General features: G+C 64.4%; 25 protein-coding genes. 11 read left to right on the forward strand and 14 right to left on the reverse strand.

Features of this window, described 5'->3' with window-relative positions:
- Positions 1 to 50: 50 nt before the first annotated feature.
- The 3 genes from AC1DS6_RS15760 to AC1DS6_RS15770 all read right to left on the reverse strand — a co-directional run bounded on the left by AC1DS6_RS15760 (position 51) and on the right by AC1DS6_RS15770 (position 2975).
- A complete protein-coding gene (locus tag AC1DS6_RS15760; protein ID WP_477102688.1) occupies positions 51 to 1004 on the reverse strand; it encodes a homocysteine S-methyltransferase family protein in 954 nt (317 codons plus the stop codon).
- A gap of 200 nt (positions 1005 to 1204) precedes the next feature.
- Positions 1205 to 2410, reverse strand: coding sequence for a formate-dependent phosphoribosylglycinamide formyltransferase (gene purT / locus AC1DS6_RS15765; RefSeq protein WP_477102689.1), 1206 nt, complete (start codon positions 2408 to 2410; stop codon positions 1205 to 1207).
- Positions 2411 to 2645: 235 nt separating this feature from the next.
- Positions 2646 to 2975 carry a hypothetical protein gene (locus tag AC1DS6_RS15770; protein WP_428178585.1) on the reverse strand — a complete coding sequence of 110 codons (330 nt, stop codon included), beginning with the start codon at positions 2973 to 2975 and terminating at the stop codon, positions 2646 to 2648.
- Positions 2976 to 3119: 144 nt separating this feature from the next.
- On the opposite strand from AC1DS6_RS15770, the gene AC1DS6_RS15775 reads away from it, so the two are divergent.
- Positions 3120 to 3914 carry an SDR family NAD(P)-dependent oxidoreductase gene (locus AC1DS6_RS15775; protein ID WP_441627582.1) on the forward strand — a complete coding sequence of 265 codons (795 nt, stop codon included), beginning with the start codon at positions 3120 to 3122 and terminating at the stop codon, positions 3912 to 3914.
- A gap of 109 nt (positions 3915 to 4023) precedes the next feature.
- Entirely contained in the window at positions 4024 to 4563 is a 540-nt protein-coding gene (locus AC1DS6_RS15780) for an RrF2 family transcriptional regulator (RefSeq protein WP_441627584.1), read from the forward strand.
- A gap of 141 nt (positions 4564 to 4704) precedes the next feature.
- Here AC1DS6_RS15780 and AC1DS6_RS15785 read toward each other — a convergent pair whose 3' ends face one another.
- From AC1DS6_RS15785 to AC1DS6_RS15795, 3 genes are all read right to left on the reverse strand, one after another.
- Positions 4705 to 5910 carry an NAD(P)/FAD-dependent oxidoreductase gene (locus AC1DS6_RS15785; protein WP_477102690.1) on the reverse strand — a complete coding sequence of 402 codons (1206 nt, stop codon included), beginning with the start codon at positions 5908 to 5910 and terminating at the stop codon, positions 4705 to 4707.
- 391 nt (positions 5911 to 6301) lie between these two features.
- Positions 6302 to 6715, reverse strand: a complete 414-nt coding sequence (locus AC1DS6_RS15790) for a GNAT family N-acetyltransferase (RefSeq protein ID WP_477102691.1) — start codon at positions 6713 to 6715, stop codon at positions 6302 to 6304.
- A gap of 11 nt (positions 6716 to 6726) precedes the next feature.
- The gene (locus AC1DS6_RS15795) at positions 6727 to 7281 is read right to left on the reverse strand and encodes a YbhB/YbcL family Raf kinase inhibitor-like protein (RefSeq protein ID WP_441627591.1); all 555 of its coding nucleotides are present in this window, start codon (positions 7279 to 7281) and stop codon (positions 6727 to 6729) included.
- A 209-nt stretch (positions 7282 to 7490) separates the two neighbouring features.
- On the opposite strand from AC1DS6_RS15795, the gene AC1DS6_RS15800 reads away from it, so the two are divergent.
- The 4 genes from AC1DS6_RS15800 (at position 7491) to AC1DS6_RS15815 (ending at position 11193) form a co-directional block, all read left to right on the forward strand.
- Positions 7491 to 7658 carry a hypothetical protein gene (locus tag AC1DS6_RS15800; RefSeq protein ID WP_441627593.1) on the forward strand — a complete coding sequence of 56 codons (168 nt, stop codon included), beginning with the start codon at positions 7491 to 7493 and terminating at the stop codon, positions 7656 to 7658.
- 509 nt (positions 7659 to 8167) lie between these two features.
- Complete coding sequence (locus AC1DS6_RS15805) at positions 8168 to 9823, forward strand: AMP-binding protein (protein WP_441627595.1); 1656 nt, start codon at positions 8168 to 8170, stop codon at positions 9821 to 9823.
- 252 nt (positions 9824 to 10075) lie between these two features.
- Positions 10076 to 10825 carry an SDR family oxidoreductase gene (locus AC1DS6_RS15810; RefSeq protein ID WP_441627597.1) on the forward strand — a complete coding sequence of 250 codons (750 nt, stop codon included), beginning with the start codon at positions 10076 to 10078 and terminating at the stop codon, positions 10823 to 10825.
- Between the two features lie 44 nt (positions 10826 to 10869).
- Positions 10870 to 11193 (forward strand): putative quinol monooxygenase, encoded by a 324-nt coding sequence (locus AC1DS6_RS15815; protein WP_441627599.1) that lies wholly within the window; start codon positions 10870 to 10872, stop codon positions 11191 to 11193.
- A gap of 58 nt (positions 11194 to 11251) precedes the next feature.
- On the opposite strand, the gene AC1DS6_RS15820 is transcribed toward AC1DS6_RS15815, so the two are convergent.
- The gene (locus AC1DS6_RS15820; protein WP_477102692.1) at positions 11252 to 12412 is read right to left on the reverse strand and encodes a GNAT family N-acetyltransferase; all 1161 of its coding nucleotides are present in this window, start codon (positions 12410 to 12412) and stop codon (positions 11252 to 11254) included.
- 454 nt (positions 12413 to 12866) lie between these two features.
- On the opposite strand from AC1DS6_RS15820, the gene phaP reads away from it, so the two are divergent.
- Positions 12867 to 13424 carry a TIGR01841 family phasin gene (gene phaP, locus AC1DS6_RS15825; RefSeq protein ID WP_441627603.1) on the forward strand — a complete coding sequence of 186 codons (558 nt, stop codon included), beginning with the start codon at positions 12867 to 12869 and terminating at the stop codon, positions 13422 to 13424.
- Between the two features lie 184 nt (positions 13425 to 13608).
- Here phaP and AC1DS6_RS15830 read toward each other — a convergent pair whose 3' ends face one another.
- From AC1DS6_RS15830 to AC1DS6_RS15840, 3 genes are all read right to left on the reverse strand, one after another.
- Positions 13609 to 13755 (reverse strand): DUF3096 domain-containing protein, encoded by a 147-nt coding sequence (locus AC1DS6_RS15830; protein ID WP_082094789.1) that lies wholly within the window; start codon positions 13753 to 13755, stop codon positions 13609 to 13611.
- A 118-nt stretch (positions 13756 to 13873) separates the two neighbouring features.
- Positions 13874 to 14299, reverse strand: a complete 426-nt coding sequence (locus AC1DS6_RS15835; RefSeq protein WP_045236975.1) for a phasin family protein — start codon at positions 14297 to 14299, stop codon at positions 13874 to 13876.
- Entirely contained in the window at positions 14253 to 14675 is a 423-nt protein-coding gene (locus AC1DS6_RS15840) for a hypothetical protein (RefSeq protein ID WP_477102693.1), read from the reverse strand. The genes AC1DS6_RS15835 and AC1DS6_RS15840 overlap by 47 nt, the downstream gene beginning before the upstream one ends.
- Positions 14676 to 14706: 31 nt before the next feature.
- On the opposite strand from AC1DS6_RS15840, the gene AC1DS6_RS15845 reads away from it, so the two are divergent.
- A complete protein-coding gene (locus tag AC1DS6_RS15845) occupies positions 14707 to 15483 on the forward strand; it encodes an enoyl-CoA hydratase (RefSeq protein ID WP_441627606.1) in 777 nt (258 codons plus the stop codon).
- Between the two features lie 157 nt (positions 15484 to 15640).
- Positions 15641 to 16732, forward strand: a complete 1092-nt coding sequence (locus AC1DS6_RS15850; protein WP_441627608.1) for a porin — start codon at positions 15641 to 15643, stop codon at positions 16730 to 16732.
- Between the two features lie 133 nt (positions 16733 to 16865).
- On the opposite strand, the gene AC1DS6_RS15855 is transcribed toward AC1DS6_RS15850, so the two are convergent.
- Positions 16866 to 17345 carry a DUF4440 domain-containing protein gene (locus tag AC1DS6_RS15855; protein ID WP_441627610.1) on the reverse strand — a complete coding sequence of 160 codons (480 nt, stop codon included), beginning with the start codon at positions 17343 to 17345 and terminating at the stop codon, positions 16866 to 16868.
- Between the two features lie 421 nt (positions 17346 to 17766).
- On the opposite strand from AC1DS6_RS15855, the gene AC1DS6_RS15860 reads away from it, so the two are divergent.
- A complete protein-coding gene (locus AC1DS6_RS15860; RefSeq protein WP_441627612.1) occupies positions 17767 to 18567 on the forward strand; it encodes a GntR family transcriptional regulator in 801 nt (266 codons plus the stop codon).
- A 268-nt stretch (positions 18568 to 18835) separates the two neighbouring features.
- On the opposite strand, the gene AC1DS6_RS15865 is transcribed toward AC1DS6_RS15860, so the two are convergent.
- Together AC1DS6_RS15865 and bglX are read right to left on the reverse strand one after the other, a co-directional pair.
- Positions 18836 to 19327, reverse strand: a complete 492-nt coding sequence (locus tag AC1DS6_RS15865; protein ID WP_441627614.1) for a flavodoxin family protein — start codon at positions 19325 to 19327, stop codon at positions 18836 to 18838.
- Positions 19328 to 19426: 99 nt separating this feature from the next.
- Positions 19427 to 21715, reverse strand: coding sequence for a beta-glucosidase BglX (gene bglX / locus AC1DS6_RS15870; RefSeq protein ID WP_477102719.1), 2289 nt, complete (start codon positions 21713 to 21715; stop codon positions 19427 to 19429).
- Between the two features lie 276 nt (positions 21716 to 21991).
- Here bglX and AC1DS6_RS15875 point away from each other — a divergent pair, with 276 nt between their 5' ends.
- The gene (locus tag AC1DS6_RS15875; protein WP_477102720.1) at positions 21992 to 23515 is read left to right on the forward strand and encodes a glucan biosynthesis protein G; all 1524 of its coding nucleotides are present in this window, start codon (positions 21992 to 21994) and stop codon (positions 23513 to 23515) included.
- 97 nt (positions 23516 to 23612) lie between these two features.
- Here the strand turns inward: AC1DS6_RS15875 and AC1DS6_RS15880 are convergent, their stop codons facing one another.
- Positions 23613 to 24476 carry a c-type cytochrome gene (locus AC1DS6_RS15880; protein WP_477102694.1) on the reverse strand — a complete coding sequence of 288 codons (864 nt, stop codon included), beginning with the start codon at positions 24474 to 24476 and terminating at the stop codon, positions 23613 to 23615.
- Positions 24477 to 24585 lie beyond the last annotated feature (109 nt).

Raw genomic sequence — 24585 nt, forward strand, 5'->3', positions numbered from 1 at the left:
CAGGAGAAAGGGGGGAGTTTATCGCGCCCGCTTCCTGCCTTGCCCGGTGGCTATCTCCCCGGGGGCCTCAATACGGCATCGCAGATCGCGACGATATGCCGGTGATCGGTCCCGCAACATCCGCCCAGCACCGACATCTTCGTCAGATGCCGGCACAGCCCCAGATATCGCTCCCCAAGGTCAACCGGATCGCCGGCATCCAGCGTTTGCGCTTCATCGAGTTCCGCGTGACTCTTGGCTGAGGCATTGGCACGCACGCCGCCGATACGCGCGGTCCAGGGCTCTCCGGTGGAGACGGCTGCCTCGAAATGGCTCGGGTGCGCGCAGTTGATCATGTAGTAGAGCGGACCGCCCGCCGTCTCGCGGTCGACCCGTTCGATCGCCGCGCCCAGGGTGTCGCCCGATGGCAGCTTGCCGTCGGTTTCGACGGTAAAGGAAACCGCGACAGGCGCACCGGCGGCGCTTGCGGCACGCACGATGCCGATCGCCTCGTCCGGATAGGTCATGGTCACGGCAGTGACCATGTCAGCGCCCGCCTCGCGCAGCGCCTCGATCTGCGGGGCATGGTAATGGCGGGCCTCGTCCTCGCTCATCCGGATGCCGGGCTGGTAGCCATCCCCGCGCGGGCCAACCACGCCGTTGATGACGATCGTTGTATCCGGCGTGGCAAAGGCCGCGCCGAGGCCCGCCGCCCAGGCGACCGACCGGCGATTCACATCGGCTACGGCCTGCGGCGAAAAACCAAGCTTCCCGCCCCAGTCCGCGTTGGCCCGCCAGGTCGGCGTATCGAGGACGAATCCGACCCCGCGCTCCACGGCGGTGCGCAGATACGGCACGAAGTAGCGCTCCAGCCGCTGCAGCCCCTCGTCGCTGAGCACGAGCGGAAACGCGGCAAAGCATGGCAATTCGATGCCTTCCAGGAAAACCAGCGTGGTCTCGAGCCCGCCATCGGCCAGGAAGACCGGGCCGCCGGGCCTTGGCAGGTTTTGGGGAGCGAGTGGCATGACAACACCTCCGGCAGTGGGACGCCAGGACTCGGCGCGCACGCACCGTCCCGGCCCCGGCACACCGCCGGAGAGCGCCAATACGCACATGCCGCCGGCTTCACCCGCGGCCCAGCAGCAGGACTGGCCAATCCACCGGTGTTGCCGATGCCTCGAAGTATAGAAGCGCCTGGATGCGCCGCCAGCCTGCCGTGGCGCCCTTAGCCCGCCGTGCGTGCCTTGACGCGCCCCGCCGCATCCTTAGCGCGGACGCGGGCGGTTTCCACATCGGCGTCATACGCCAGTGCCACGCCCATGCGGCGCTTGGCAAAGCTCTCCGGCTTGCCGAACAGGCGCAGTTCGGTCTGCGGCACGCGCAGCGCCTCGTCCACGCCGTCGAACACCACGCCTTGCGCATCCACGCCGCCATAGATCACCGCGCTGGCGCCCGGGCTCTTGAGCGCGGTGCTGACCGGCAGGCCGAGAATGGCGCGCGCATGCAGCTCGAACTCGTTCTGCCACTGGGTGATCATGGTCACCATGCCGGTGTCGTGCGGACGCGGGCTGACTTCGCTGAACCAGACCTGCTCGCCCTTGACAAACAGCTCCACGCCGAACAGGCCCTGCCCGCCCAGGTTGGCGGTAACGGCCTGCGCGATCTGCTGCGACTTCCGCAGCGCGGCGGGATGCATGGGATGCGGCTGCCAGCTTTCCACGTAGTCGCCGCTCACCTGCACATGGCCGATCGGTTCGCAGAACTGCGTCTCGACCTGGCCGCCGGTGCCGATCGCGCGCACCGTCAGCAGCGTGATTTCATAGTCGAAATCGATAAAGCCTTCCACGATCACGCGGCCGTGGCTGACCCGGCCGCCGGCCATGGCGTAGTCCCATGCGGCCTTGACATCGGCGGCGCCGTCGATCTTGCTCTGGCCCTTGCCGGAACTGCTCATCACTGGCTTGACCACGCACGGGTAGCCGATGCCGCCGTCGATGGCGGCCTGCAGTTCTTCCAGCGAATCGCAGAACTTGTACGGGCTCGTGGGCACGCCCAGCGTTTCGGCGGCCAGGCGGCGGATGCCTTCGCGGTCCATGGTCAGGCGCGCCGCGCGCGCCGTGGGAATGACGCGCACCACCCCGCTGGCTTCCAGCGTCTCCAGCATCTGCGTGGCGATCGCTTCGATCTCCGGCACCACCAGGTCCGGCTTCTCGGCTTCGATCAGCGCCTTGAGCTGCTCCGGGTCGCTCATGGCGATGGTGCGCGCATGGTGGGCGACCTGCTGTCCGGGTGCGTTTTCATAGCGGTCCACCGCGATCGTTTCAACGCCGAGCCGCTGCAGCGCGATCAGGACTTCCTTGCCAAGCTCGCCGGAGCCCAGCAGCATGACTTTGGTCGCGGAAGGCGAGAGAGGGGTGCCGATAGTGGTCATGTGAGATCAGGGCCTGAAGATCAAGTAAAAACAGGGATTGTACGTGCAGAGAAAGGGCGCGCCCAGGCCGGGCGGCAAGCGGGCCGGGGAGGCCGGGCCGGGCTGGCGAGGCCTGCGCCACAACGTTGCGGCTTTCGCGTTACATCCGCGAGGGGAAGCGCAAAGCATCGTGTGGCATCACGCAGATCGCCGCGGCGCGCGGGACGCGCGCACAAGGCCCTCACATGGCAGGCCCTCAGCGAAGCAGCTTGCGCACATCCTGTTGCCAGGACGGTTCGCCGCATCCGGACGGGTTTTCGGGACCCATCAGCGTGAAATAGCCCCTGCCCTTCATGCACGCTTCATAGGCCCGCACCTTGGCGCACTGCCCCGTGCCGGCCTGTTGCGAGGCGGCCTTGCATTGCGCGATCGAGCGGTCCATCGGACCGAAGTCGAGGGAATCCGGATTCGCCGGGGATACGGTATCGGGGCCGCCTGCCGAGAACTCGACCGGGCCGGTGCAGCCAGCCAGCAGCGCCACGGCTGCGGATAATGCGACAGCGGGAACAGACCAACGGGATTTCATCGCCCGGGCTCCAATGCATGATGGAAGTGGATGATACGCCGATCCCTGCCGTCGTACGCCCCGCACCTCCTTGCCCATTTGCGCGGAGCCAATACACTGGGTCAATCGGCCTCCGTCCCGGATGGCTGCCAACCAGGAATCAACATGAAGATTGACCTCTCGGGCAAGATCGCCCTCGTTTCAGGATCCACCGCCGGCATCGGCTTCGCCGCGGCAAAAGGGCTCGCCGGCGCGGGCGCCCGCGTGATCGTCAACGGCCGCAGCGAGGCCACGGTGGGCAAGGCCCTGGAAACGCTGCGCGGCGCCGTGCCCGGCGCCGATGTGGCGGGCTTCGTCGGTGACCTTGCCGACCCCGAAGCCTGCATCCGGCTGGTGGCGCAATACCCGCGGGTCGATATCCTGGTGAACAACCTGGGCATCTTCAAGCCGCAGGACTTCTTCGAGACGCCCGACAGCGAGTGGACCCGCTTCTTCGAAACCAACGTCATGTCCGGCGTGCGGCTGTCGCGCGCCTATGCGCCGTCGATGGCCGGGCGCAAATGGGGGCGGATCGTGTTCGTCTCGTCGGAATCTGCGCTGAATATCCCCGCCGACATGATCCACTACGGTTTCTCCAAGACCGCGCAACTCGCCGTTTCGCGCGGGCTGGCCAAACGGCTCGCCGGCACCGGCGTGACGGTCAACGCCGTGCTGCCTGGCCCCACGCTGTCCGAAGGCGTCACCGATATGCTCAAGGACGCGATCGCAAGCACGGGGCAATCCGCCGAGGAGGTGGCGGCGGATTTTGTGAAGACGCACCGCTCGTCTTCCATCATCCAGCGCGCCGCCACCGTCGAGGAAGTCGCCAACATGATCGTGTATGCCTGCTCGCCCCAGGCATCGGCTACCACTGGCGCCGCGCTGCGCGTGGATGGCGGGGTGGTCGATACGATCGCCTGACCCGCAGCCGGACCGGCGCGCGGTGGCATGGCAGGCGGCGGCACCGTCTTGCGCTTTGCATCGATTCCCTATAGGCTAAAACTACGATTCAATTCATCTTAGTTAAGTCATGTCCCATATCAGCACAGGTGTCGAATACGGACTGCATTGCCTGCTGTTCCTCGTGGACCCGCCGCCGGGCACCAAAGGCGCCAGCGTGCGGGACCTCGCCGACCTGCAAGGCGTGCCTGTCGAATACCTCGCCAAGCTGTTCACCAAGCTTGCCAAGGCCGGCCTGGTGGTGGCAACCGAGGGCATTCGCGGCGGCTTTTCGCTGGCGCGGCCGGCAGGGAAGATCACCGTCCAGGATGTCGTGGAAGCCATCGACGGAGACAAGGCACTGTTCGATTGCCGCGAGATCCGCTCGCGCTGCGCGCTGTTCGAGGATGCGCCGCCCGCCTGGGCCACGCGCGGCGTCTGTTCCATCCATGCGGTGATGCAGGCGGCGGAAAAGGCCATGCGGCAAGAGCTGTCAAAACATACCCTCGCCGACCTGGCCGAACGGACCCTCGCCAAGGCAAACGCCAGCTTCGGGCCGCATGTGGTGCAGTGGCTGACGGACCGCGCCACGCATCGTCGCGGCGACCGCGACACGGATACCAGGGACTAGGCCAAGGCGATTCGGCCGACGCCAGCAGGTAAAGGCCGGACCGTCAGCGCAATTGACGGTCCGGCCTTTACCTTTGCCCTTGCTATCCTGCCATCAGGACATCCGGCAACGCCGCGCGAGCGAACGTTGCCGGGCTTCCGATCACGCCACCACGATGCGGTTCGGATCGGCCGCGGCCAGTGCTTCCGCGCGATCGGCGCTGGGCGGATAGATCCACTCCGAGTTGATCTGGCTCTTCAGCTTCTTGGCATCGGCACCCACGAGCCTGACTTCGCGCTCCCAGCCCTCGGTATAAATCGCACCCCACGGACCCAGGTCCAGGCAGGTGACGTACTTCGGCTGGCTGTACGGGATCGGCGCAAGGCCGAGCAGATCCGCCGCCACATTGTGTCCTGCCGAACGGCCAAGGTTCATCGCGTGCTGGCACGACATCGCGGCGTAGTTGCCTTCATCGTCCGTCGCGGCATAGGCGACGTCGCCGGTGGCGAACACGGTGTCCACGCCCTTGACGCGCAGGCTGCTGTCCACGTGCAGGCGGCCGAACGCATCGCGCTGCGCGGGGATCTGCTGCGTCAGCGAACTCGCGCGCACGCCGGCAGTCCAGATCACCGTCCTGGCATCGATGCGTTGTCCGTCCGCGGTGGTCAGGCCATTCTCGTCGACGGATGCCACCGCGGAGCCAAGCCGCCAGCTGACGCCAAGTGCATCGAGTGCCTGCGTGATAACGGGGCGCGGCCCGGCACCGAGTTCGGCCGCCACTTCGTCGTTGCGATCGACCACGATGACGTTCACGTCGGCGTCCTCCCCCAGCACCTCGCGCAGGCGCGCCGGCATTTCCGCGGCTGTCTCGATGCCGGTGAAGCCGCCGCCAGCCACCACCACGGTATTGCGCGCAAGGGATGCGGGATGGTCGGCCAGACGCTTGATATGCGCCTCCAGCTTGGCCGCTTCATCAACCTGGTCGACGCTGAATGCGTGCTTGTCCAGGCCGGGGATTTGCGGGCGGAACAGGCGGCTGCCCGTAGCCAGCACAAGGCGGTCATACGCCACGGTGGAGCGGACCTGATCGACGCCGACCACCTCGACTTCGTGGCGGTCCGCGTGGATCCGCTCCACCGTGCCCTGGATGAACCTGACGCCAACCGCATCGAAGATCTCCTTGAGCGGCGCCCGCATCTGCGCGGCACCCACTTCATAGAGGCGCGGACGCACATGCAGCTCCGGCTGGGGGGCGATCAGCGCGATCTCTATGCCCGTCTCTCCCTGCTGGTCGATCAGGCGCGCCGCGCTCAGGGCGCTCCACATGCCGGCAAAGCCGGCGCCAACTACCAGGATACGTTTGGTCATCGTGCCACTCCGTTGAATTGATACGTGCTTTCACTCTGCTGGACCTCCTTGCGCCATGCGCGGGCTTTGGTCCGTGAAGGAAGGGGGAAAGGGCTGGGCTGCGCCACAAGCCCCTCCATAACTACGATTCCATGAGTCGTAGTTATGGAATTCAAGGGATTTTTTTGCACGGCGAAGCCTGTGCTGCGAAAATCTCGTGCGGCGTGAACGAAGGGACTCACCCGACCGCACACGGCAGACGGCGGAAACCGCGATACTTCGAACCTTGGTTTTTGGGCAAGAAAAGCCCGGCGTATCGGTATGAATGCCGGAGTTCGTCACTCAGGAAGAGGACGGCGAGACACGCCAGGCCCTCTCGCGAGGTGCCGGCGTGATGGCTCGGCGTGATGGCTTAGAGCTTCTTGCTCATGTAGAGCCGGAATGACCCGACAGGAAAATCCTGCAAGCGACCGAACTCCGCATAGCCGTGCCTGGCGTAGAACGGCGCGGCCTGCCATTCGAACGTATCCAGGCAGGCACTGTGCGCACCCAGTTCCCTGGCGCGCGCCTCGGCATCGATGAGCAGGCGCGAACCGAGCCCCGCGCCGCGCGCTTCCTCCGCGACCCAGAGGACGTTGATCGACAGCCACTGCATCATGACGTAGCTGTTCAGGCCGCCGACTACCTCACCCTGCCCGTTCCTGGCGACAAGCCAGACCGGCTGGCTTTCGTATTCGCCGATTGCCGCGTAGTTAAAGCGCCGCAAGCGCGCGCCAACATCCCGGGCTTCCTGTTCGGTGGCGGTACTGATCTGGACGATGGACATGAACGCGGCGGCTAACGGCTGTATTTTCCGATCACGCTCTGGCCGCCGAGCGCGTGGCCCTTTAGCGCCGACATCAGTTCCTCCCTGGTCAGCCCCGGCGGCAGCGCGGAGGGCGGAAGGTCCGTCGCAATGACGGTCAGGGTGTAATGGTGCGGCGCATCACCAATCGTGGGACAAGGCCCGCGATAGATCATCTCGCCCCTGACGTTCTTGCCTACGGTGGCGCCGTGTCCGTCGGCCTGCGCCTCGCCCTCCTTGAGCTGCCCGCGCTCGGCGGCAATGTTGTACGCAACCCAATGCGAAACGCCGAGTCCCATCGCGCCATCGGGATCCGAAAGCAGCACGGCAACCGACTTGGCGCCGGCGGGAAGATTCGACCATGACACCTGCGGCGTCACGCCCTTGCCACCGCAATCATTCGTATTGTTGCCATGCAGCACAGGGATCGTGGCGCCATCCGCAAACGACGCCGAAGACACCAGCATGCCTGCCGCATGGGCAATGCCGGCACAGGTATAAAACAGTGCGCCGGCCAGCGCCGCGAATCGTGTTCTAAGCAGTTTCATTTTTTGTCTCCGTCAATGAAATGAGTGGAATGTATGCGCAAGGCGCCGGCTAATCTGCGCGTATACCCTCTGGCATTCGCGATTGCCAGCACGGTGATTCCGGATTTACCATGGACTTGATCGTGCTCCAGGCAGTTAATGCGTCCGGACGGCGTCCGGTGATGTCATTAGATATAACGTTAAAAATATAACGATTAAAGGAGACATCCATGCAAGATTATCAAAGCCTCGTTTTTTTGTGCGCTATTGGCCTTGTATGCCTCTATGTATTGCTCGGTACACTCGCCCAATCCCGTGCGATCAAATTCGGTGCGCCGGCGATCGTCTCGGTCCTGATGCTGGCGTTCTCCGTCTCGCCTTGGCACGTGGTGGGGTAAGTCCACCCACGCGATGGGGCAGGTGCCGCGGCGGCCATCCGCGTCGAGCCGCCGCGCGGAAGGCCATGCTGCGCGAACGGTCCGTTCAGTGCATTCTTGCGGGATTCGATGCCTTGCAGGCTGCGTCCGGCGCAGCCATTGCCTAGCCCGCCCTGGCGGCTCCGTCGACACGCGTGCGGGGCTCGCACCCGACTACCCGATCATTGCCCGATTGCCCGATTGCCCGGGGGCCCTCCCTTCCCAGTGACCGGATCCATCATCCGGTACACATTGTGCGATGCGGCGGCGCACAATCTTCGCGGCCGGACGTATTCGGCACAGCTTGGCTACCCCAGCCAATGCAACCCGCCCCTGTGCTGAACCATGGCGCCACTGGCAGCCACTGGCAAACGGGTTCAGCCAGGCTGGGAACTTTGGCCATTGCCGGGCGCACCGGCGTGGCCCAGAATTTCTCCAGACCCTGTCCGGACGGACGGCTGCCATTCACAAAAGAACACCAGGAGACCACCATGCGCGACTACGCCGAGGCCATCGCCGGCTTTTCCTATGAGGCATCGATCTCGGAGCGCCTCAGCGGCAAGCTCGATGCCCTCAACGCCTGCGTTGAATGCTGCGACCGCCATGCCCTGCCCGGACGCATCGCGCTGTTCTGGGAAAGCCGCGACGGCACCAGCGAGACCTACACCTTCACCCAGCTGCAAAAACTCTCCGCCCGGTTCGCCAGTTTCCTGAAGGCGCAGGGCATCGGGCCGGGCGACAGGGTGGCGGGCTTGCTGCCGCGCACGCCGGAGTTGCTTGTCACCATCCTGGGTACATGGCGCGCAGGCGCGGTCTACCAGCCACTGTTCACTGCCTTCGGGCCGAAAGCCATTGAACACCGGCTGCAGGCCTCGGGCGCCCGCCTCGTCGTCACCGATGGCGCCAATCGCGGCAAGCTGGCGGACGTGGCGAACTGCCCGGAAGTCCTCACCGTTGGTGGCGCCAAGGGCCGCGGCCTTGTGCACGGCGACTTCAGCTTCTGGGCGGAACTCGATCGCCAGCCCGCGGACTTTGAACCCGTCTTGCGCAGCGGCAGCGATCCGTTCCTGATGATGTTCACCTCCGGCACCACCGGCCCCGCCAAGCCCTTGCTGGTACCGCTCAAGGCCGTCGCCGCGTTCGCGGGCTATATGCGCGATGCGGTAGACCTGCGCCCCGAGGATGCCTTCTGGAATCTCGCCGATCCGGGCTGGGCCTATGGCTTGTATTACGCGGTGACCGGACCGCTGGCGCTGGGGCATCCCACCACCTTCTACGACGGCCCGTTCAGCATCGAGAGCACCTGCCGCATGATCGAAAAATACGGCATCACCAACCTGGCCGGCTCACCTACCGCCTATCGCCTGCTGATCGCGGCGGGGCAGGCCGTGGCCGGTCCCCTGCGCGGCAAGCTGCGCGCGGTCAGCAGCGCGGGCGAGCCGCTCAACCCGGAGGTGATCCGCTGGTTCGCCGGCGAGCTTGGCGTCACCATCCACGATCACTACGGCCAGACCGAGCTGGGCATGGTGCTGTGCAATCACCACGCGCTGCGCCACCCGGTGCATCTGGGCGCCGCCGGCTTTGCCAGCCCCGGCCATCGCGTGGTAGTGGTGGACGATGAAGCGCGCGAGCTGCCGGCTGGCCAGCCAGGCACGCTGGCGCTGGACCTGGAGCAGTCGCCGATGTGCTGGTTCGCCGGCTATCACGAAACACCGACCGGCGCATTCGTCGGCAAGTACTACCTGACCGGCGACACTGCCGAGCTGAACCCGGATGGCAGCATCAGCTTTATCGGCCGCGCCGACGATGTCATCACCACCTCCGGCTACCGGGTCGGTCCGTTCGACGTGGAGAGCGCGCTGATCGAGCATCCGGCCGTGGTCGAGACTGCGGTGATTGGCAAGCCCGATCCCGATCGCACCGAACTGATCAAGGCTTTCGTCGTGCTCGACCCGCAATACCGGCCAAGCCCGGAACTGGCCGAAGAACTGCGCCTGCATGTGCGCAACCGCCTTGCCGCGCACGCCTATCCCCGCGAGATCGAGTTCGTGGCCGAACTGCCGAAAACGCCCAGTGGCAAGGTCCAGCGCTTCATCCTGCGCAACCAGGAAGTGGCGCGGCAGCGCGAGGCGCAAGGACAGGCGTAGCGCCGCCGGCGGCAGTAACGTATGGGAGGGCGCTGCCTGGCAGCGCCCTACTTTCTTCATCACCGCTCCCCCCTCGCTTTCCTTCCCCTCCTGAACGCCTCCATGTGTGGCCGGAACCGCTTCCGGCAAGCCGCAAACACGTCCAATTCCATCGAACGAAGTCATCGACTCCTTCGCATGGATTATTGAACTACGCGGTCCATAATGCTTTCACGCACCACACACACCGATAGACGTTCCCAGGAGAACACCATGAATCGCTTTGAAGGCAAAACCGTACTGGTCACCGGCGGCAACAGTGGCATAGGCCTGGCGACCGCGCAAGCGTTCGCCGCGGAAGGGGCGCGCGTCATTGTTACCGGCCGCGATGCCGCCACGCTGGAAGCCGCCAGGCCCACGCTGGGCGCCAACGCCCTGGCCATCCAGAACGAAGCCGGCACCGTTGCCGCGGCCCGCGCGCTCGCGCAACGTCTTACCGACGAGGGCATCCGGCTCGACGCCATGTTCATCAACGCGGGCATCGCCAGGTTCGCGCCCTTGCCCGAGGTCGAGGAAGCCATGTGGGACCAGACCTTCAATACCAATGTGAAGGGTCCCTTCTTCCAGATCCAGGCGTTGACGCCCCTGTTCAACGAAGGCGCTTCCATCGTGCTCAACGGCTCGATCAACGCACATATCGGCATGCCGGCGTCGTCGGCTTATGCAGCCAGCAAGGCGGGCATCATCTCGCTGGCCAAGACCCTCTCCGCCGAACTGCTGCCGCGCGGCGTACGCGTCAACGTGATCAGCCCGGGTCCGGTCAGCACGCCGATCTACGGCAAGCTCGGCCTGGATGCCGACACGCTGGCCAACACCGCGGCCCAGATCAAGAGCCAGATTCCGCTCGGCCGCTTCGGCGACCCGAAAGAAATCGCGGCGACCGTGCTGCACCTCTCATCGGCCGAGTCGGCGTTCATCGTCGGCACCGAGATCGTGATCGACGGTGGCATGAGCCAACTGTAAGGCGGGAGCCAGCCGACCGTACCTAGCGCACAAGGAGTCTTTCCATGAGTGAAACCATTGCCTTTATCGTCCATCTGCCGGGCAAGCCGGAGCATCGCGACGAACTCGAATCCGGCCTGCTTGACGTCCTGGAGCACATGGCCAAGGAGCCGGATTTCATCAACACTTTCCTGCATCGCTCGGCCGACGATCCGGATACGCTCATCCTGTATGAGACCTGGGCCTGCAGCCGCGAGTATTTTCAAACGCATCACCTCGCGCGCCCTTACCGCAGTGCCTATGAGGCAGCGCTCCCGCGCCTGCTCAAGCGGACGCGCACGCTGGAGTTTCTCAAGCCCGTGCGCGCCTTCGAAAAGCCCGCCGCGTAAGGGCATGGAGATATCCGTTGGCTTCGGGGCGCCGGGCGCGGCGGGAACAGGGAGAAGGCTAGCCGGAAGTGGATGACTCCGTCTCCCCGCCGGCACACGCGCCACGGCGACGGCGCTGGCCGCCGCGCTCAAGCAGACGGGTCATTGCCCCGGTGGCCCAGCGCGCGCCCTGCCGCAGCCTGTAGCCCGCCAGTCCCCAATGCGTATGGACGATATGGAGGCTGACCGTAGCGCCGGTGACACAAGTGCCGCAGGACTGCTTGCCATGCTGGCCGGTGCCGAAGTTGAAATCGAAGTGGTTATCGAACGCCCACTTCACGCAGTAGTCGATCAGCAGGGCGCCGGGCGGCAGCCTTGAATACGCGGCGTCGTAGGTATTCATGACCAGATCGACGCTGTTGCTCCGGATCCCAAGCAGACTGATTGCCAACGGCACGCCGTTCAGGGTCAGGACAAAAAAGCAAAAGGGCTGCGATTGCCTGCCGCCTTGCGTCATCAGCCGGATCAGGAATCTCCAGCTGTCGTCCGACAACAGCCGCGCGCTCTCTATATCGCCGTGCTCAGCCCACTGCCGCTTGTGGAGCCGCAGCCAGCCGACAAGGGACTCTGCCCGGTTGTCGCTGTGATCGAGGATCGCGACCGCGACATCACCCTGGCCCGCGATCCGGCGCCTCAGGTAATCCGGCAGCTTTTGCGTGCGCCCGAAGCGCGGGCGGCAATATGCGGGCCACTCGGCCCGCTCGCGCGGTAGAACCGCCGGGGTCGTCCCGTCCAGCCGGCAGGCAACGCGGCCACTGCTGCTTGCGCACCGGTCAAGCAGGGAGCCGCTACGGATGCGAGGCAGGTAGACCAGATCGGGTCTGGCCAAGGCAAGCATGGCTCGCCAAGTGGACGCAACCACGTCGGCCACATCCGGGCCCGGCTCCACAAGCATGTCATGGGGCGGATTGCAGTCTGGCCCCAGAGGCTGTATGAACCGCCACCACAGCTTGCGGTACATGACCAGGGGCCAGAGCGCCACGAGCCGGCCCTGCCGGCGCCCGACCACGCATTGCAGTTTGCGGCCATCGACGGTGGCGTCCAGGCTGCCGTGACAGTAGGCAAACGTCTGGAAATGCTCGCCCTTTGCCTTGTGCCACAGCGCATTCCATTCCGGCTCCAGCGCGCGAAATGCCTGGACGTCACTGATCACCTCATGCGTCACGGCGTCGGTCGTCATTTTGATTCCGTGCGACAAGAGAATAGACAGCCGCATCTTAGCGGCCGTGCCTTGCCATCGAACGTGCGCTCACCAACACAGCGCCACCGCCGTGGGCGGCGCAGGTGCGGCCTGTTGAGCCGGCCTCCTGGTCCGGGCCGAGGTCGTGATGTCATCCTGACAAGACAATGATGCCTGGCAGAGTCAAGGGTACTGTGCAGCCAAAAGCACCCCCACGAAGCGGGGGCATCCGAAAGTCGACCTTGCTGCACAGCAACAGCATGGATCCTGCTTTTGTCCGGGTATCTCCCTAGGGGCTATCCAAATAGAGGGCTCTAGAATTTGCCCTTGGATGGTGCACTGCGCAAATCAGTGATACCGCCACCCTTCCTAATCAGATATTCGACCCGGTCCGCCCGACATCACATCCCGTGCATGCCGGCCTGGCAGCCGGGCGATTCACAGGAGAATACGCATGTTCGCTTTTTCGTCCGACCAGTTCGCCGAAGCCCAGAAAGCCCATTTCGCCAACCTGTTCGCGCTGACGAATACGGCTTTCGACGGTTTCCAGAAACTGGCCGAGCTGAACCTGCAGGCAGCGAAATCGTCCCTTGCCGAAAGCCAGGGCAACATCGAGGCTGCCTTGTCCGGCGGCGACCTGAAGGACGTATTCAACGCACAGGGCAGGTTCGCGCAGCCGGCGGCAGATAAGGCACTGGCGTATGCGCGCCATGTGTACGAAATTACCTCGGGCACGCAGGCCGAACTCGCCAAGGCAGTGGAAGCGCAGTACGAACAGCACACCCGCAGCGTGCAGACCTTTGTCGACACGTTCGTGAAGAACGCGCCGGCGGGCTCGGAAGCGCTCACCGCCCTGCTGCAGCAGACGGTTGCCGCCGCCAACAACACTTACGAATCGGTGCAGAAGGCCACGAAGCAAGCCGCTGAAACGGTCAAGTCCAACTTCGAAGCATCGACCGCCGTGGCGTCCGGCGCGGCCCAGCAGGCCTCGCGCCGCACGGCCAAGCAGTAAGCATCCATGCGGCGCAGTGCGGGAGACCGCGCTGCGCCGCGGTCGGCATGGCACCGATCCCGGCAGCATGCCTGGAACCGGTGTCCCGCCCTGAGCCTGAGCGCATGTGCCGGCGCTCGCCTGGTGTCGATCAGCGCGCCCGCCGTAGCTTGCCGATCGCGCAAGCGTCTTCGAAGACCGGTAGTCAGTGCAGATGCCCGCCGAACAGCCCGAGCAGGCCGATCACGATCAGGTAGATCGCCACGATGTAGTTCAGCAACCGCGGCATGACCAGGATAAGAATGCCCGCGATCAGCGAAATCAACGGGCTGGCGTTCGTGATGGCGATCATGGGGATCCCCTCCACAACGATATACGCAAAGGCGTGAAACAGCGGCGCGGCTCGCCAGTGCAGGACCGCGAGCGATCCGCACTGGCAAGGCCGTCCGCAACGGGCTTATGGCTTGCGCTTACTTGCCCTTGCCTTTCATCAGGTTCTTCGCCTCTTCGATATTCTGCTCCGCGCGCTTGGTGATCACGGCCAGCGCCTCGGCTTGCGATTTCTGCGCCATCTCCGCCAGTTCGCGCATGTTATTGAACGCCGTCTGCAGACCCTGCTGCACGAATTCACCCTGCTTGGCCATCGCCTCGGCCGGATTGCCGCCGGCGGTCATTTTCTGGGCCGCGGCCTGGATCTCCTGCATGGTCTTGCTCAGTATCTCCGTCTGCTTCTGCACCAGTGCCTGCATGCCTTCGTAGGCGACCTTGTTGGCCTCCGTGATGGCGTCGATATCCTTGCGCCGCGCTTCGATCACCGAAGTCATGTCGACCCCCGGTAGCTTGTACTGCTCAAGCAACTTGCTGAAATCGGTGAACGGATTTGACGTTGTAGCCATGGTGCATCTCCTCGCTGGGGGGTAGGTGAAGCAGGAAACCGGCCGCGCCAGCCGATGGGTTTTCTATCCCAACGCCGCGCGGTAGCTCAAGTGTAGCGCGTGCCGCACGGCACTTGGAGATCATTGCGGCACCGACGCCTGCCGGGCGCCCGGCAATGCACTTGGGAACGCCGTTGCGTCCGGCACGAATCGCCCGCCACCGTTCGAATTCGGCGAACACCGCCTTCAAGACAATGAACTGGCTCCGCAGAGGTGCCGCCGATACACTCGCCCGCACTATCACTACCTGTCCCGGGGAGAGGCCATGCATCATCAGGCCGTGGCTGGCACCAAGGTGGAACGCCCCGGCCAGCTGAAGCTCGTCAAGGACATTCATTTCAACAGACCGCAGCAGGACGGACGAAGCCATGAGCCAAGCAGATACCAAACACTACGCCGGCGTGGAGATCAACGCCCTAGGCATCGCGAGCCTCACCATCCGTGAGGCGGGCTCGCTCAACATCCTGAGCACGCCGGTGATCGCCGCGCTGACCCAGGCGGTGAACGAGCTGGCCAGCCGCGACGAGATCCGCGTACTGATCGTGCAAGGCGCCGGAGAAAAAGGCTTTATCGGCGGCGCCGATATCAAGGAAATGGCGGCTCTCACCCGCGAAAGCGGCGAACGCTTTATCAGCGGCCTGCGCGGGCTTTGCGACGCGCTGCGCCACTTCCCCGTTCCGGTGATAGCGCGCATGCCGGGCTGGTGCCTCGGCGGCGGCCTGGAACTGGCACTGGCCTGCGATATCCGCATCGCCGCGGACAATGCGCGCGTCGGCATGCCAGAGGTCAAGGTGGGCATCCCCTCCGTCATCCACGCCGCGCTGATGCCCCGGCTGATCGGCAACGCACGCGCCGCATGGATGTTGCTGACCGGCGAAATCTCCGATGCCCGCGAAGCGCTGGCGTGGGGCCTGGTGAGCAAGGTCGTGCCGCTGGCGGAACTGGACGCCGAGATCGAACGCATTGCTACGCTGCTGGCCGGTTTCGGGCCTGCCGTGGTACGGCAGCAGAAGCGGCTGCTGCGCGAGTGGGAAGAGTCGTCCCTGGACGTGTCCATCAATAACAGCGTGGCGGAGTTTGGCAGCGCGTTCGAAACCGGGGAACCGCAGCGCTATATGAATGCGTTCTTGCAACGCGAGCGGTAGCGCGCCGCCAGAAGCCGGGACGGGGTGAAGACTGTCCACCAGCATGAACAGTCTGTCCCGGCAGCTCCCTTTTCCACAATGTCCTTATGAGGCTACATTGACGCCGCTGCGATGACCGAGCCCTTGGGCCATCGCAAATCATAAGGAAATTCAAGCAATGAAATCTCGTGCATGGCTGGCGCTGTTGCCGCTTATCCCCGGTGCTGCGCTGGCGCAAGGCAGCATCACGCTCTACGGCGTGGTCGATGCCGGTATCGAATACCTGAGCCACGTGCCCACCGCCGGCGGCGGCAGTGCCTCCACGGTGCGGATGTCCACCGGCAATCTCTCCACCTCCCGCTTTGGCCTGCGCGGCACGGAAGATCTCGGCAGCGGCCTGAAAGGTGTGTTCGTGCTGGAAAACGGATTCGACCTGGACACGGGCAAGGTCAACCAGGGCGGCCGCCTGTTCGGCCGCCAGGCGTTCGTCGGCCTGCAGAACCCGTACGGCACGCTGACCCTCGGCCGCCATCAGACCCTGCTGTTCGACTTCTCGTCGGCGTTCGACCCGATGGTCATCTCGACGCGCTATTCATTGCTGATGCACGACAAATGGATGTCCGGCCGCGCCGACAACTCCGTCAAGTTCACGGGCACCACGGGCGGCATCTATTACGGCCTGCTCTACAGCACGGGCTATGACAGTACCGCCGGCGGAGAAATCCCCGGCGCCTCCAAAGCCGGCCGTGAATGGAGCGCAAGCCTTGGCTACGCCAATGGCCCGTTCTCGACGCGCATGGCCTACGACGAAGTACGCGGCAGCACCGCAGCCCTACAGGACAATCGCGAGCGCCGCGCGGCGGTGGGGGCAGCGTTCGCCTTCTCGCAACTCAAGGTCCTGGCAGGCTACCGCTATTACAGCGGCGACTTCACCACCAGTTCGCTGCGCACCAACCTCTACTGGGCGGGCGTGCAGTACCAGGCAACGCCGGCACTGTCGCTGACAGGCGCTGCGTACTATACGGACGTGCGCAACTCGTCGGCCGATCCCTACAGCTTTGTGCTGTCCGGCACCTACGCGCTCTCCAAGCGCACCGACCTCTACACGATCCTCGCTTATGCGAAGAACCGCGATGGCTCTGCGATGGGATTGTCCGGCTTCGGGCCGTCGCTCAACCCCAGCGCCACGACCCTCGTCAACGCCACCGAACAGGTGGGTACCGGGCAAAGCCAGCTCGGTGCGATCGTTGGCGTGCGGCATCGCTTCTGAGAATCCGCGCGCGGGCTGCGGACAGCCCGGCGCGAATCTCCCATATCGACATTGGCCCGCTTTGGCGGGCGTTTTTTAGTCTTTATCGATTGAAGCCGTCTGGCCTCCGGCCTTGCGACCCGCGCCCAACGTCTTACTTCTCCGGCATGGCCGATGAGTGATGGCTTGTAATCAGCCATTGCGCCCCATCCCAGTGATACGTATAGGTATAGCGGGCCTTAACGACGGCGCCGGTTCGGGAGAAAGTGAACGTGTAAAGCCCGGAATCGACAGCGGAATTGCACCCCAGTTCAATGCTGCGGAAGTCGATCTTTCCGGAGGGGCCGTCCTGTAGGAAGTAATTGAAATAGTCCTCTCTCTCCGCGACCGTCAAGCGAGGCTTGTTGGATACCGTCGGAAGAAGAATTGAGCGTTCCGCATAGTTGGCGACCACCTTGTGGGGATCCCCTGTTTGCAGCGACCTGTTCCACCGATCGAACAACGCCGCAATCTCCTGCTCTGACGTGACCTTGCAGCTTTCCGTTCGCGATGCCTGCGCGTTGCCCGGGATACCCTGGTTCGTGGCGCATCCGGCGAGCGCAAGCGCCAGGACAGCAATGCTGGATAGTTTCATGGCAGCGTTCTCCCGAGTTGCAACCTGCAGTCGTTGCGTTGGAAGCCCGTCGTGGCGCAGGCGCCAGGCGGCAAGGTCGCGGCTGCAGCCGCGAACTCGATTCGCCTCGTGATTTCCCCGCCCTGTTAAGGCTCTGGCAGATTCTGGTGCAGTTTTCCCAGGCGAGACATCATCCAGAAGTAGGAGAGCGGCGGCGGGAACTGATAGAGCACTTGCCGGCGCGTTTGTCGAACGTGTCAGGCATTGAGCATCTCGCTGGGAAACGCCGACGCGCCTGTTCGCCAGCCGCCGCACCAATCACATGCGACGTCGAAGGAAGTGCACTACCGCACGCGTTGCCAACCGCGCGCTTGCCGCCCCACGCAACCATCGACTATGTTGAACCTCAAGGCCGACGTGGCCACTGCCATGAGGAGCGATGATGAACAGGGTCACAGGACACCTGGCCGTGCTCGTTGTCTTGGGCCTGTCCGCCTTCGATGGCGCGCAGGCATCCGACATCAACTGTAAGTCAGCGCCGGGCGCGGGATCGGTCCGCTGCGAAGACCCACACGGCAACGGGACAAGATGTACGCAGGTGACCGACAACCGCCCGCGTAACAGGCACCTGGTCTGCGATGACCCGCAGCTCTCGATGCGCTACGAGCGCATCTACGCCGAGCAGCAGAGGCTGCTGCGGACCGGCGTCACGAACGATGCCGACGTCGGCGCCTGGCGCATCGAAAGGGATGCCTGCGGCTCCGTGCGCTGTCTTGATAACCTGTTCCACCAATGGTGGCGGTGGCGGGATGCTGCCCGCATCAAGCCGGCATCGCGATCCGTCCCGCCAGGGACAACCGTTGCGGCGCCCGTCCCGCCAAAGCAAGAGCCAGCACCTGCCGCGGAAGATCGGGCGACGCCGGCTCAGTTGATTGCCATGCAAGAGAGCCCGCAACCGATCGGGCCAACACCGCCGACGGCTGCCTCCTTTCAGGCCTCGCCGACCTCGATCGCATCCGGGCAAGCTATGCCCAAGCCAGCAGGCACCGTCGGATTGCCGGGCCTGCTGACAGGCTTCGCCGCCTTCGGCATTGGCGCGGCCTGCCTGTGGAAACGCAAGCGCGATCGGCGCGCCTCGCCACAACATGAACAGCCTTGGACCCTCTCAACGTCCATGGCGATCGTCTATGGCTTGCTCATCGTGAATGCGCTGCTTCTGGCGTTCACGCTGGGGTTGAGTTAGACACCTCCCCGCTATCGGGGACGCCGCCCTCGCGCGTTCCGGGGTGTGACCAGGGAAACCGGGGCCAGGCGCTCAATGAACCTGTGTGTAGCCCTGCCGCACATGTCCAGCAACAATGCGGGCAGACCCGCCTTGCGGGGTCCATCGACGTCATGGACTTCGAACATCTCCCCAAACCACATTCCAACCAGAACGAAGTAAGGCGGCCGCATCAGACGGAAGGTTCGGTCGCTCATCGAGCTGGGCCCGAACGCGGCTGGAGCCGGTGTCAGAACACGCCAAGCGCTAGACCCGCCGCCAATCCGGCACCTAGTTCGGCACAGCGCGCAAGGTCTTCCGCGCCGATCTCCTTGCGCGCCAGAATGCGTTCCGGCGTCTGTGCATGGGTACAGATGATCAGGCCTGGCGCCACACACTTGAGGCGCCAGCCAGTGGCGATGCGTTCGACCTGACGCAGTGCGTTCTGCCCGTCGCTGCCGGCACAGATCATGGCCACGTACGGTCGGCCATTCACACGGTCAAGTGCCGCGTAGTAGCAGCGATCGAAAAAGTCTTTCATCATCCCGGACATCGCAGCCAGGTTCTCCGGCGTCGCGAACAGATAGCCATCGGCTGCCAGCACATCGTCCGGACCGGTCTCGGCCGCACGCTGCAGCTTGACTGCGACGCCAGACTGCATGCGCGCCGCATCGGCTGCCGTCTCGGCCATCTGCTGTGTTCCCCCGGTCATTGTGTGATAGATGATCAGCAGCGTCTTCATTCGCTCCCACTCGCCGTCCGTCGATACCGCACCGACTGTATCACGCCCCCGTCACAAAACCACGCCCCGAAAACCATCCGCCACGGACGAGCCATCATGCTACTCGAGCACGAAGCTCCGCACCTGCACCGCCTCCGAATCTAGCCCGATCTGGACATTGAAATCGCCTGGCTCGACGGCATACTCGAGTTTCGCGTTGAAGAACTTCAGTTTCTCTTCGTCTATGCTGAAATGCACCACGCGCTCTTCACCGGCCTTGAGCATGAGCTTGCGGAAGTCCTTCAACTCCTTCACCGGCCGTACCACGGAGGCGGCGACATCCTGGAGATACAGCTGGACAACGGTTTCCCCGTCGCGCTGCCCGGTGTTCTTCACGGTCACGCTGGCGTCGATCCGGCCATTGCGCGCCATGGTCCGGCTAGACAGCGTGAAGTCCGACACGCTGAATTCCGTATAACTCAGCCCGTAGCCGAACGGGTACAGCGGGCCGGCCGGCTCCTCGAAGTATTGAGAGGTGTAGTTCCGTGGCTTGCCTTGTACGAATGGGCGTCCGATGCGCGGATGGTTGTAATAGGTCGGAATCTGCCCGATCGAGCGCGGGAAGGAAATGGGCAGCTTGCCCGACGGGTTGTAATCGCCGAACAGCACGTCGGCGATAGCATGGCCGCCTTCGGTGCCGGCATACCAGGTCTCGAGCAATGCATCGGCGTTCTCCTTCTCCCAGTTGAGCGCCAGGGGGCGGCCGTTCATCAGTACCACCACCAGCGGCTTGCCGGTCGTCCTGAGCGCCTTGAGCAGGGTCTCCTGGCTTCCCGGCAGTGAAAGGCTTGTGCGGCTCGACGCCTCGTGCGACATGCCGCGCGACTCGCCCACGGCCACCACGATCACATCGGCGCTGCGCGCTGCCTTTACGGCCTCGGCAATCATGTCGCCCGGCGGACGCTTGTCTTGCACAATCTCGGGCTTGTCCCAATTCATCAAGTTCAGATACCCGACCACGCCGGCATCGTCGGTCACGTTCGCGCCGCGGGCATAGACCACGCGGCCCTTGTCGCCGACTGCGTCGCGCATGCCATGCAGCAACGTGACCGACTGCCGGGATTTGCCGACCGCGGACCAGCTTCCCATGATGTCGATGGGCGCATCGGCCAGCGGCCCGATGACCGCGATCGTTCCGGTCTTCTTCAGGGGCAGCGTCCGGCCGCGGTTCTCGAGCAGGACCAAAGACTTGCGCGCGGCGGCGCGTGCCGCCGCCCGGTGCAGGCGGCTCTCCGCGTCGACGTCAGGCGGGTCCTGCGCTGCGACACCGATGCGCCGGTAGGGGTCCTGGAAGAGCCCCAGGTCGTACTTGGCGCCCAGCACCTCCCGCACTGCGTCGTCGACGTCACGCACGGACACTTCGCCCGATTTCACGAGCCCGGCCAAGTGCGCCAGGTAAGCCGAGTCGTGCATGCTCATATCGACGCCGGCCTGGATGGAGAGCCTGGCGGCCTCGCGCCCGTCCTTTGCCACGCCATGCAGCGTCAGCTCGTCGATTGCCCCATGGTCGCTCACCGTGATGCCCTTGAACCCCCAAGTCTTGCGCAGCAAGTCCCTCAGCAGCCACTTGTTGGACGTGGCCGGCACGCCGTTGATTGAATTCAGCGCAATCATGACCCCGCCGGCGCCAGCATCGACGCCCGCCCGGTACGGCGGCAGATAATCCTGGAGCATGCGGGTCGGGCTCATGTCGACCGTGTTGTAGTCACGCCCGCCTTCCACGGCTCCGTATAGCGCGAAGTGCTTGACAACGGCCATCACGCTGTCGGCATTGGCCAGCGATGTTCCCTGCAACCCCCTGACGCTGGCTTGGGCGCATAGCGAGACAAGATAGGGATCCTCGCCAAATCCTTCGGACGTGCGCCCCCAGCGCGGATCTCGGGAGATGTCGAGCATCGGCGCGAAGGTCATGTCAAGGCCATCCGCGCTGGCTTCAATCGCCGAGACACGTGCACTCTGCGCCACTGTCTCCATGTCCCAGCTCGATGCGAGACCCGGGCTGATCGGGAATACGGTGCGGTGCCCGTGTACCACGTCGTACGCGAAGAAGATGGGAATCTTCAGGCGGCTGTGCGTCACTGCCGCGTCCTGCATAGGCCGGTTGTCCTGTCGCCTCACCGAATTGAACGTGCCGCCTACCCGGCCCGCCGCGATCTCCTTGAGCAACTGGGGCTGCGGCATGTCATCGCCGATGCTGATGAGGCGCAGCTGGCCGACCTTCTCGTCGAGCGTCATCCGTCTCATGAGATCGGCGATGAATGCGTTCTTGTCGTCGGGGGAAGCCGACGCGGGACCGGCAAGAACCGGCAAACAGACCAGGCTGGCCGACAGGACCAGCGAAGAGAGCATTCTCATCAGATAGTTGTCCAAGTGTCCAAGGATCCAGGCGGTGCGACAGGGTAGCCGCCCCGCGATGGTGCACACCTCCCGTTCTACAGGTATGCGAAGCGAAATACGTTATCTTTCTGCATTGCGTCCGCAGTTTACCGCCACTGCACCAGCGGCTTTGGCCGCACTTGCGGGACAGCAGCATTCCTTAACGTGCATTTTCTGGAGAGACTAGTGGTTCCTGCCGCCATCGCCGCGTCGTTACGTACCAAGACGCAAACCGCCTTGCCAGCGCTTATGGCCGCCTGGGCGCTGCTGTGCGGCACCCAGGCATGCGCGTTCTCCCTGGACGACGTGACCCCCCGCGCCAGGACCCTGGCCGACATGCCATATGCCGCACCGGTCAGCAACCTGCCACCCGTATTCAGCCAGATGCAGTTTGCCGACTACATCAAGATCCAGCCCCGAAGCGACACGATGGAGTGGAAGGACGCAGGCACGCCGTTCCGCCTGGGCTTCTACCACCAGGGCATGCAGTTCAGCAGCCCGGTTCGCATCAACGAGATCGCCGGTGACGCAGTCCACGAGATCAAATACAACCCGGAGCGGTTCAATTTCGGCGACCTGAAGTTCGACAAGTCCGCGACCGGCAAGCTTGGCTATGCCGGCTTTCGGGTGCTCTACCCGATCAACCGCGCCGACAAGCTCGACGAGATCATGAGTGTGCTGGGCGCCAGCTATTTCCGGGTCGTCGGCAAGAACCAGGTGTATGGACTGTCCAGTCGTGGCCTGGCCATCGATACCGGGTTGCCCGTAGCCGAGGAGTTTCCAGCCTTCCGCGAGTTCTGGATCGCTCGGCCCGATCCGCAGGACAAGCATCTCGTGTTCTACGCCCTGCTTGACTCGCAACGCGCCACCGGCGCTTACCGCTTCGATCTCTACCCCGGTGAGGACACGATCCTCAAGGTGCAGGCGCGCATCTTTCTGCGTGGGGCCCCGGCCAAGCTCGGCGTTGCGCCGTTGACCAGCATGTTCCTGTTCGGGCCGAACCAGCAACGCGATCCGAACAACTTCCGGCCGGCCCTGCATGACTCCAACGGCCTCGCCATCCACACGGGAAATGGCGAATGGCTGTGGCGGCCGCTGAACAACCCGCGCAACCTCGCCATCAGCACCTTCCAGGTCACGAATCCAAGGGGCTTCGGGCTGCTCCAGCGCGGGCGCGAGTTCTCTGTTTATGAAGACCTGAAGGACCGCTATGACCTGCGCCCGAGCGCCTGGATCGAACCGCAGGGCGACTGGGGAAAGGGCAAGGTCGAGCTCGTGGAAATCCCCTCGCCGGACGAGACCAACGACAACATCGTCGCCTTCTGGACGCCGGACCAGTTGCCGCCCAAGGGCCAGCCGCTGCGGGCGGATTACACGATGCACTGGACCATGAATGAGCGCGCCCTGCTCAACAAGGATCTGGCCTGGGTCAAGCAGACGCTGCGCTCCGCAGGAGAAATCATGCAGGCCAACCTGATCCGCCGCCTCGATGGCAGCACCGGCCTTGTAGTCGATTTCGAAGGCCCCGTGCTCGCTGACCTTCCAGCCAGTACGCAAGTCAGCGCACAGGTCAGCGTGAGCGAGAACGCCGAACTGCTCGCCAACGTGCTGGAGCCCAATCCTGTCACCAAAGGCTGGCGGCTGAATCTGCGGATCAAAGTCAAGGATCCGCGGAAAGTGGTGGAAATGCGCGCCGCGCTGGTGTCCGGCGACAAGACGCTAAGCGAGACGTGGAGCTACCAGCTGCCGCCACATTCGGTCGGAGGACAATAAGCGGAATCGCCGCCGCGCATGAGTGCCTGCGACGAGCCGCATGCTTTGTCCACGCCGCGGTCTTCGCCATTCCGCCGAGCGCGCGCCCGACACCGGGTCAGGAGCCGGCGGCAGGCGCCGCCACCTTGCGTCCGGCCATATGGTGGAGATACGCAAGCAAGTCCTTCAGATCCGCATCGGACAGCGTTTTCTTGTCGATCGCCGACATGCGCGCGTTAGGCCACCAGCGCAGCGACTGCGGGTCACGAATCAGCCTGGCCAGCTTGTCGTCGCCCAGATACTCGACCGGGCTGTACGGCACATTCAGATCGGGGCCAAGGTGCGCATCGCCGACGCGGTTGAGGGAGTGGCACGAAAAGCAGACGCGCTGGAATGTCGCAAAGCCGCGCGCGACCGGTCCGCCGGCCGGCAGGCTGGCGGCGGGCCGGATTGCCGCAAAACGCTCGGCAGGCGAAGCGGTAATGTCGATGCGCACGATGCTGTACGTCCAGAGACTCTCATTGATCACGGAGGTGGCGCGGCCCGCCGGCACTGTCCAGATCAGGCGGAACGGCCCGATGTCCTGGCCCTTGAGCGTCGGCCATGGCGAGTCAGGATTTTCCACCGCCAGCCAGGCGCGCGGCTCGTCAACGCTATCGGCCAGCAGCAGGCGCATCGGCAGGTGGGAAATATAGCCATCGCTGGCTGCGGTCGTCGCGCTTGCATCGGCCGTCACCGGCATGCCGCGCAGCAGCGCCGCCAGGGGGATAGCCTTGAACGTCAGCCGGTGCTTCAGGTTGTCGTCGTCCACCGTTACGTCGGTCAGGCGGCGGTCATTCAGCAGCGCCTCCCGCGTCCAGTTGCGCTGTTGCGTACCGGCGGCAATGGTCAGCGTCGCCGTGTCCGCGGCGCACGCCGGGCCTGCCAGGAACGCCATTGCGCATCCAAGCGCGCCAACGGCCATTGCGATCCAGGCTTTCATGCGTTCTCTCCAGAGCGAGCGAAATTTGCACGGCATTCCTGCCGTCGACAGCGCCGGGAGCAGGATGAACAGCGGCGCGAAATGCGCACGCGCGCCCGCCGTTCGAGCG

Source organism: Cupriavidus sp. 05L310 (assembly GCF_056398185.1).

Bases quoted from the DNA above. Each gene is read 5' to 3' on its own strand.
- AC1DS6_RS15790 (WP_477102691.1), bottom strand. From the start codon at position 6,715: ATGTCCATCGTCCAGATCAGTACCGCCACCGAACAGGAAGCCCGGGAT.
- AC1DS6_RS15775 (WP_441627582.1), top strand. From the start codon at position 3,120: ATGAAGATTGACCTCTCGGGCAAGATCGCCCTCGTTTCAGGATCCACC.
- bglX (WP_477102719.1), bottom strand. From the start codon at position 21,715: ATGCTCTCTTCGCTGGTCCTGTCGGCCAGCCTGGTCTGTTTGCCGGTT.
- phaP (WP_441627603.1), top strand. From the start codon at position 12,867: ATGTTCGCTTTTTCGTCCGACCAGTTCGCCGAAGCCCAGAAAGCCCAT.
- AC1DS6_RS15810 (WP_441627597.1), top strand. From the start codon at position 10,076: ATGAATCGCTTTGAAGGCAAAACCGTACTGGTCACCGGCGGCAACAGT.
- AC1DS6_RS15840 (WP_477102693.1), bottom strand. From the start codon at position 14,675: ATGAATGTCCTTGACGAGCTTCAGCTGGCCGGGGCGTTCCACCTTGGT.
- AC1DS6_RS15880 (WP_477102694.1), bottom strand. From the start codon at position 24,476: ATGAAAGCCTGGATCGCAATGGCCGTTGGCGCGCTTGGATGCGCAATG.
- AC1DS6_RS15760 (WP_477102688.1), bottom strand. From the start codon at position 1,004: ATGCCACTCGCTCCCCAAAACCTGCCAAGGCCCGGCGGCCCGGTCTTC.
- AC1DS6_RS15815 (WP_441627599.1), top strand. From the start codon at position 10,870: ATGAGTGAAACCATTGCCTTTATCGTCCATCTGCCGGGCAAGCCGGAG.
- AC1DS6_RS15795 (WP_441627591.1), bottom strand. From the start codon at position 7,281: ATGAAACTGCTTAGAACACGATTCGCGGCGCTGGCCGGCGCACTGTTT.
- AC1DS6_RS15875 (WP_477102720.1), top strand. From the start codon at position 21,992: ATGGCCGCCTGGGCGCTGCTGTGCGGCACCCAGGCATGCGCGTTCTCC.
- AC1DS6_RS15850 (WP_441627608.1), top strand. From the start codon at position 15,641: ATGAAATCTCGTGCATGGCTGGCGCTGTTGCCGCTTATCCCCGGTGCT.
- AC1DS6_RS15805 (WP_441627595.1), top strand. From the start codon at position 8,168: ATGCGCGACTACGCCGAGGCCATCGCCGGCTTTTCCTATGAGGCATCG.
- AC1DS6_RS15820 (WP_477102692.1), bottom strand. From the start codon at position 12,412: ATGACGACCGACGCCGTGACGCATGAGGTGATCAGTGACGTCCAGGCA.
- purT (WP_477102689.1), bottom strand. From the start codon at position 2,410: ATGACCACTATCGGCACCCCTCTCTCGCCTTCCGCGACCAAAGTCATG.
- AC1DS6_RS15865 (WP_441627614.1), bottom strand. From the start codon at position 19,327: ATGAAGACGCTGCTGATCATCTATCACACAATGACCGGGGGAACACAG.
- AC1DS6_RS15785 (WP_477102690.1), bottom strand. From the start codon at position 5,910: ATGACCAAACGTATCCTGGTAGTTGGCGCCGGCTTTGCCGGCATGTGG.
- AC1DS6_RS15800 (WP_441627593.1), top strand. From the start codon at position 7,491: ATGCAAGATTATCAAAGCCTCGTTTTTTTGTGCGCTATTGGCCTTGTA.
- AC1DS6_RS15835 (WP_045236975.1), bottom strand. From the start codon at position 14,299: ATGGCTACAACGTCAAATCCGTTCACCGATTTCAGCAAGTTGCTTGAG.
- AC1DS6_RS15780 (WP_441627584.1), top strand. From the start codon at position 4,024: ATGTCCCATATCAGCACAGGTGTCGAATACGGACTGCATTGCCTGCTG.
- AC1DS6_RS15830 (WP_082094789.1), bottom strand. From the start codon at position 13,755: ATGATCGCCATCACGAACGCCAGCCCGTTGATTTCGCTGATCGCGGGC.
- AC1DS6_RS15770 (WP_428178585.1), bottom strand. From the start codon at position 2,975: ATGAAATCCCGTTGGTCTGTTCCCGCTGTCGCATTATCCGCAGCCGTG.
- AC1DS6_RS15860 (WP_441627612.1), top strand. From the start codon at position 17,767: ATGAACAGGGTCACAGGACACCTGGCCGTGCTCGTTGTCTTGGGCCTG.
- AC1DS6_RS15855 (WP_441627610.1), bottom strand. From the start codon at position 17,345: ATGAAACTATCCAGCATTGCTGTCCTGGCGCTTGCGCTCGCCGGATGC.
- AC1DS6_RS15845 (WP_441627606.1), top strand. From the start codon at position 14,707: ATGAGCCAAGCAGATACCAAACACTACGCCGGCGTGGAGATCAACGCC.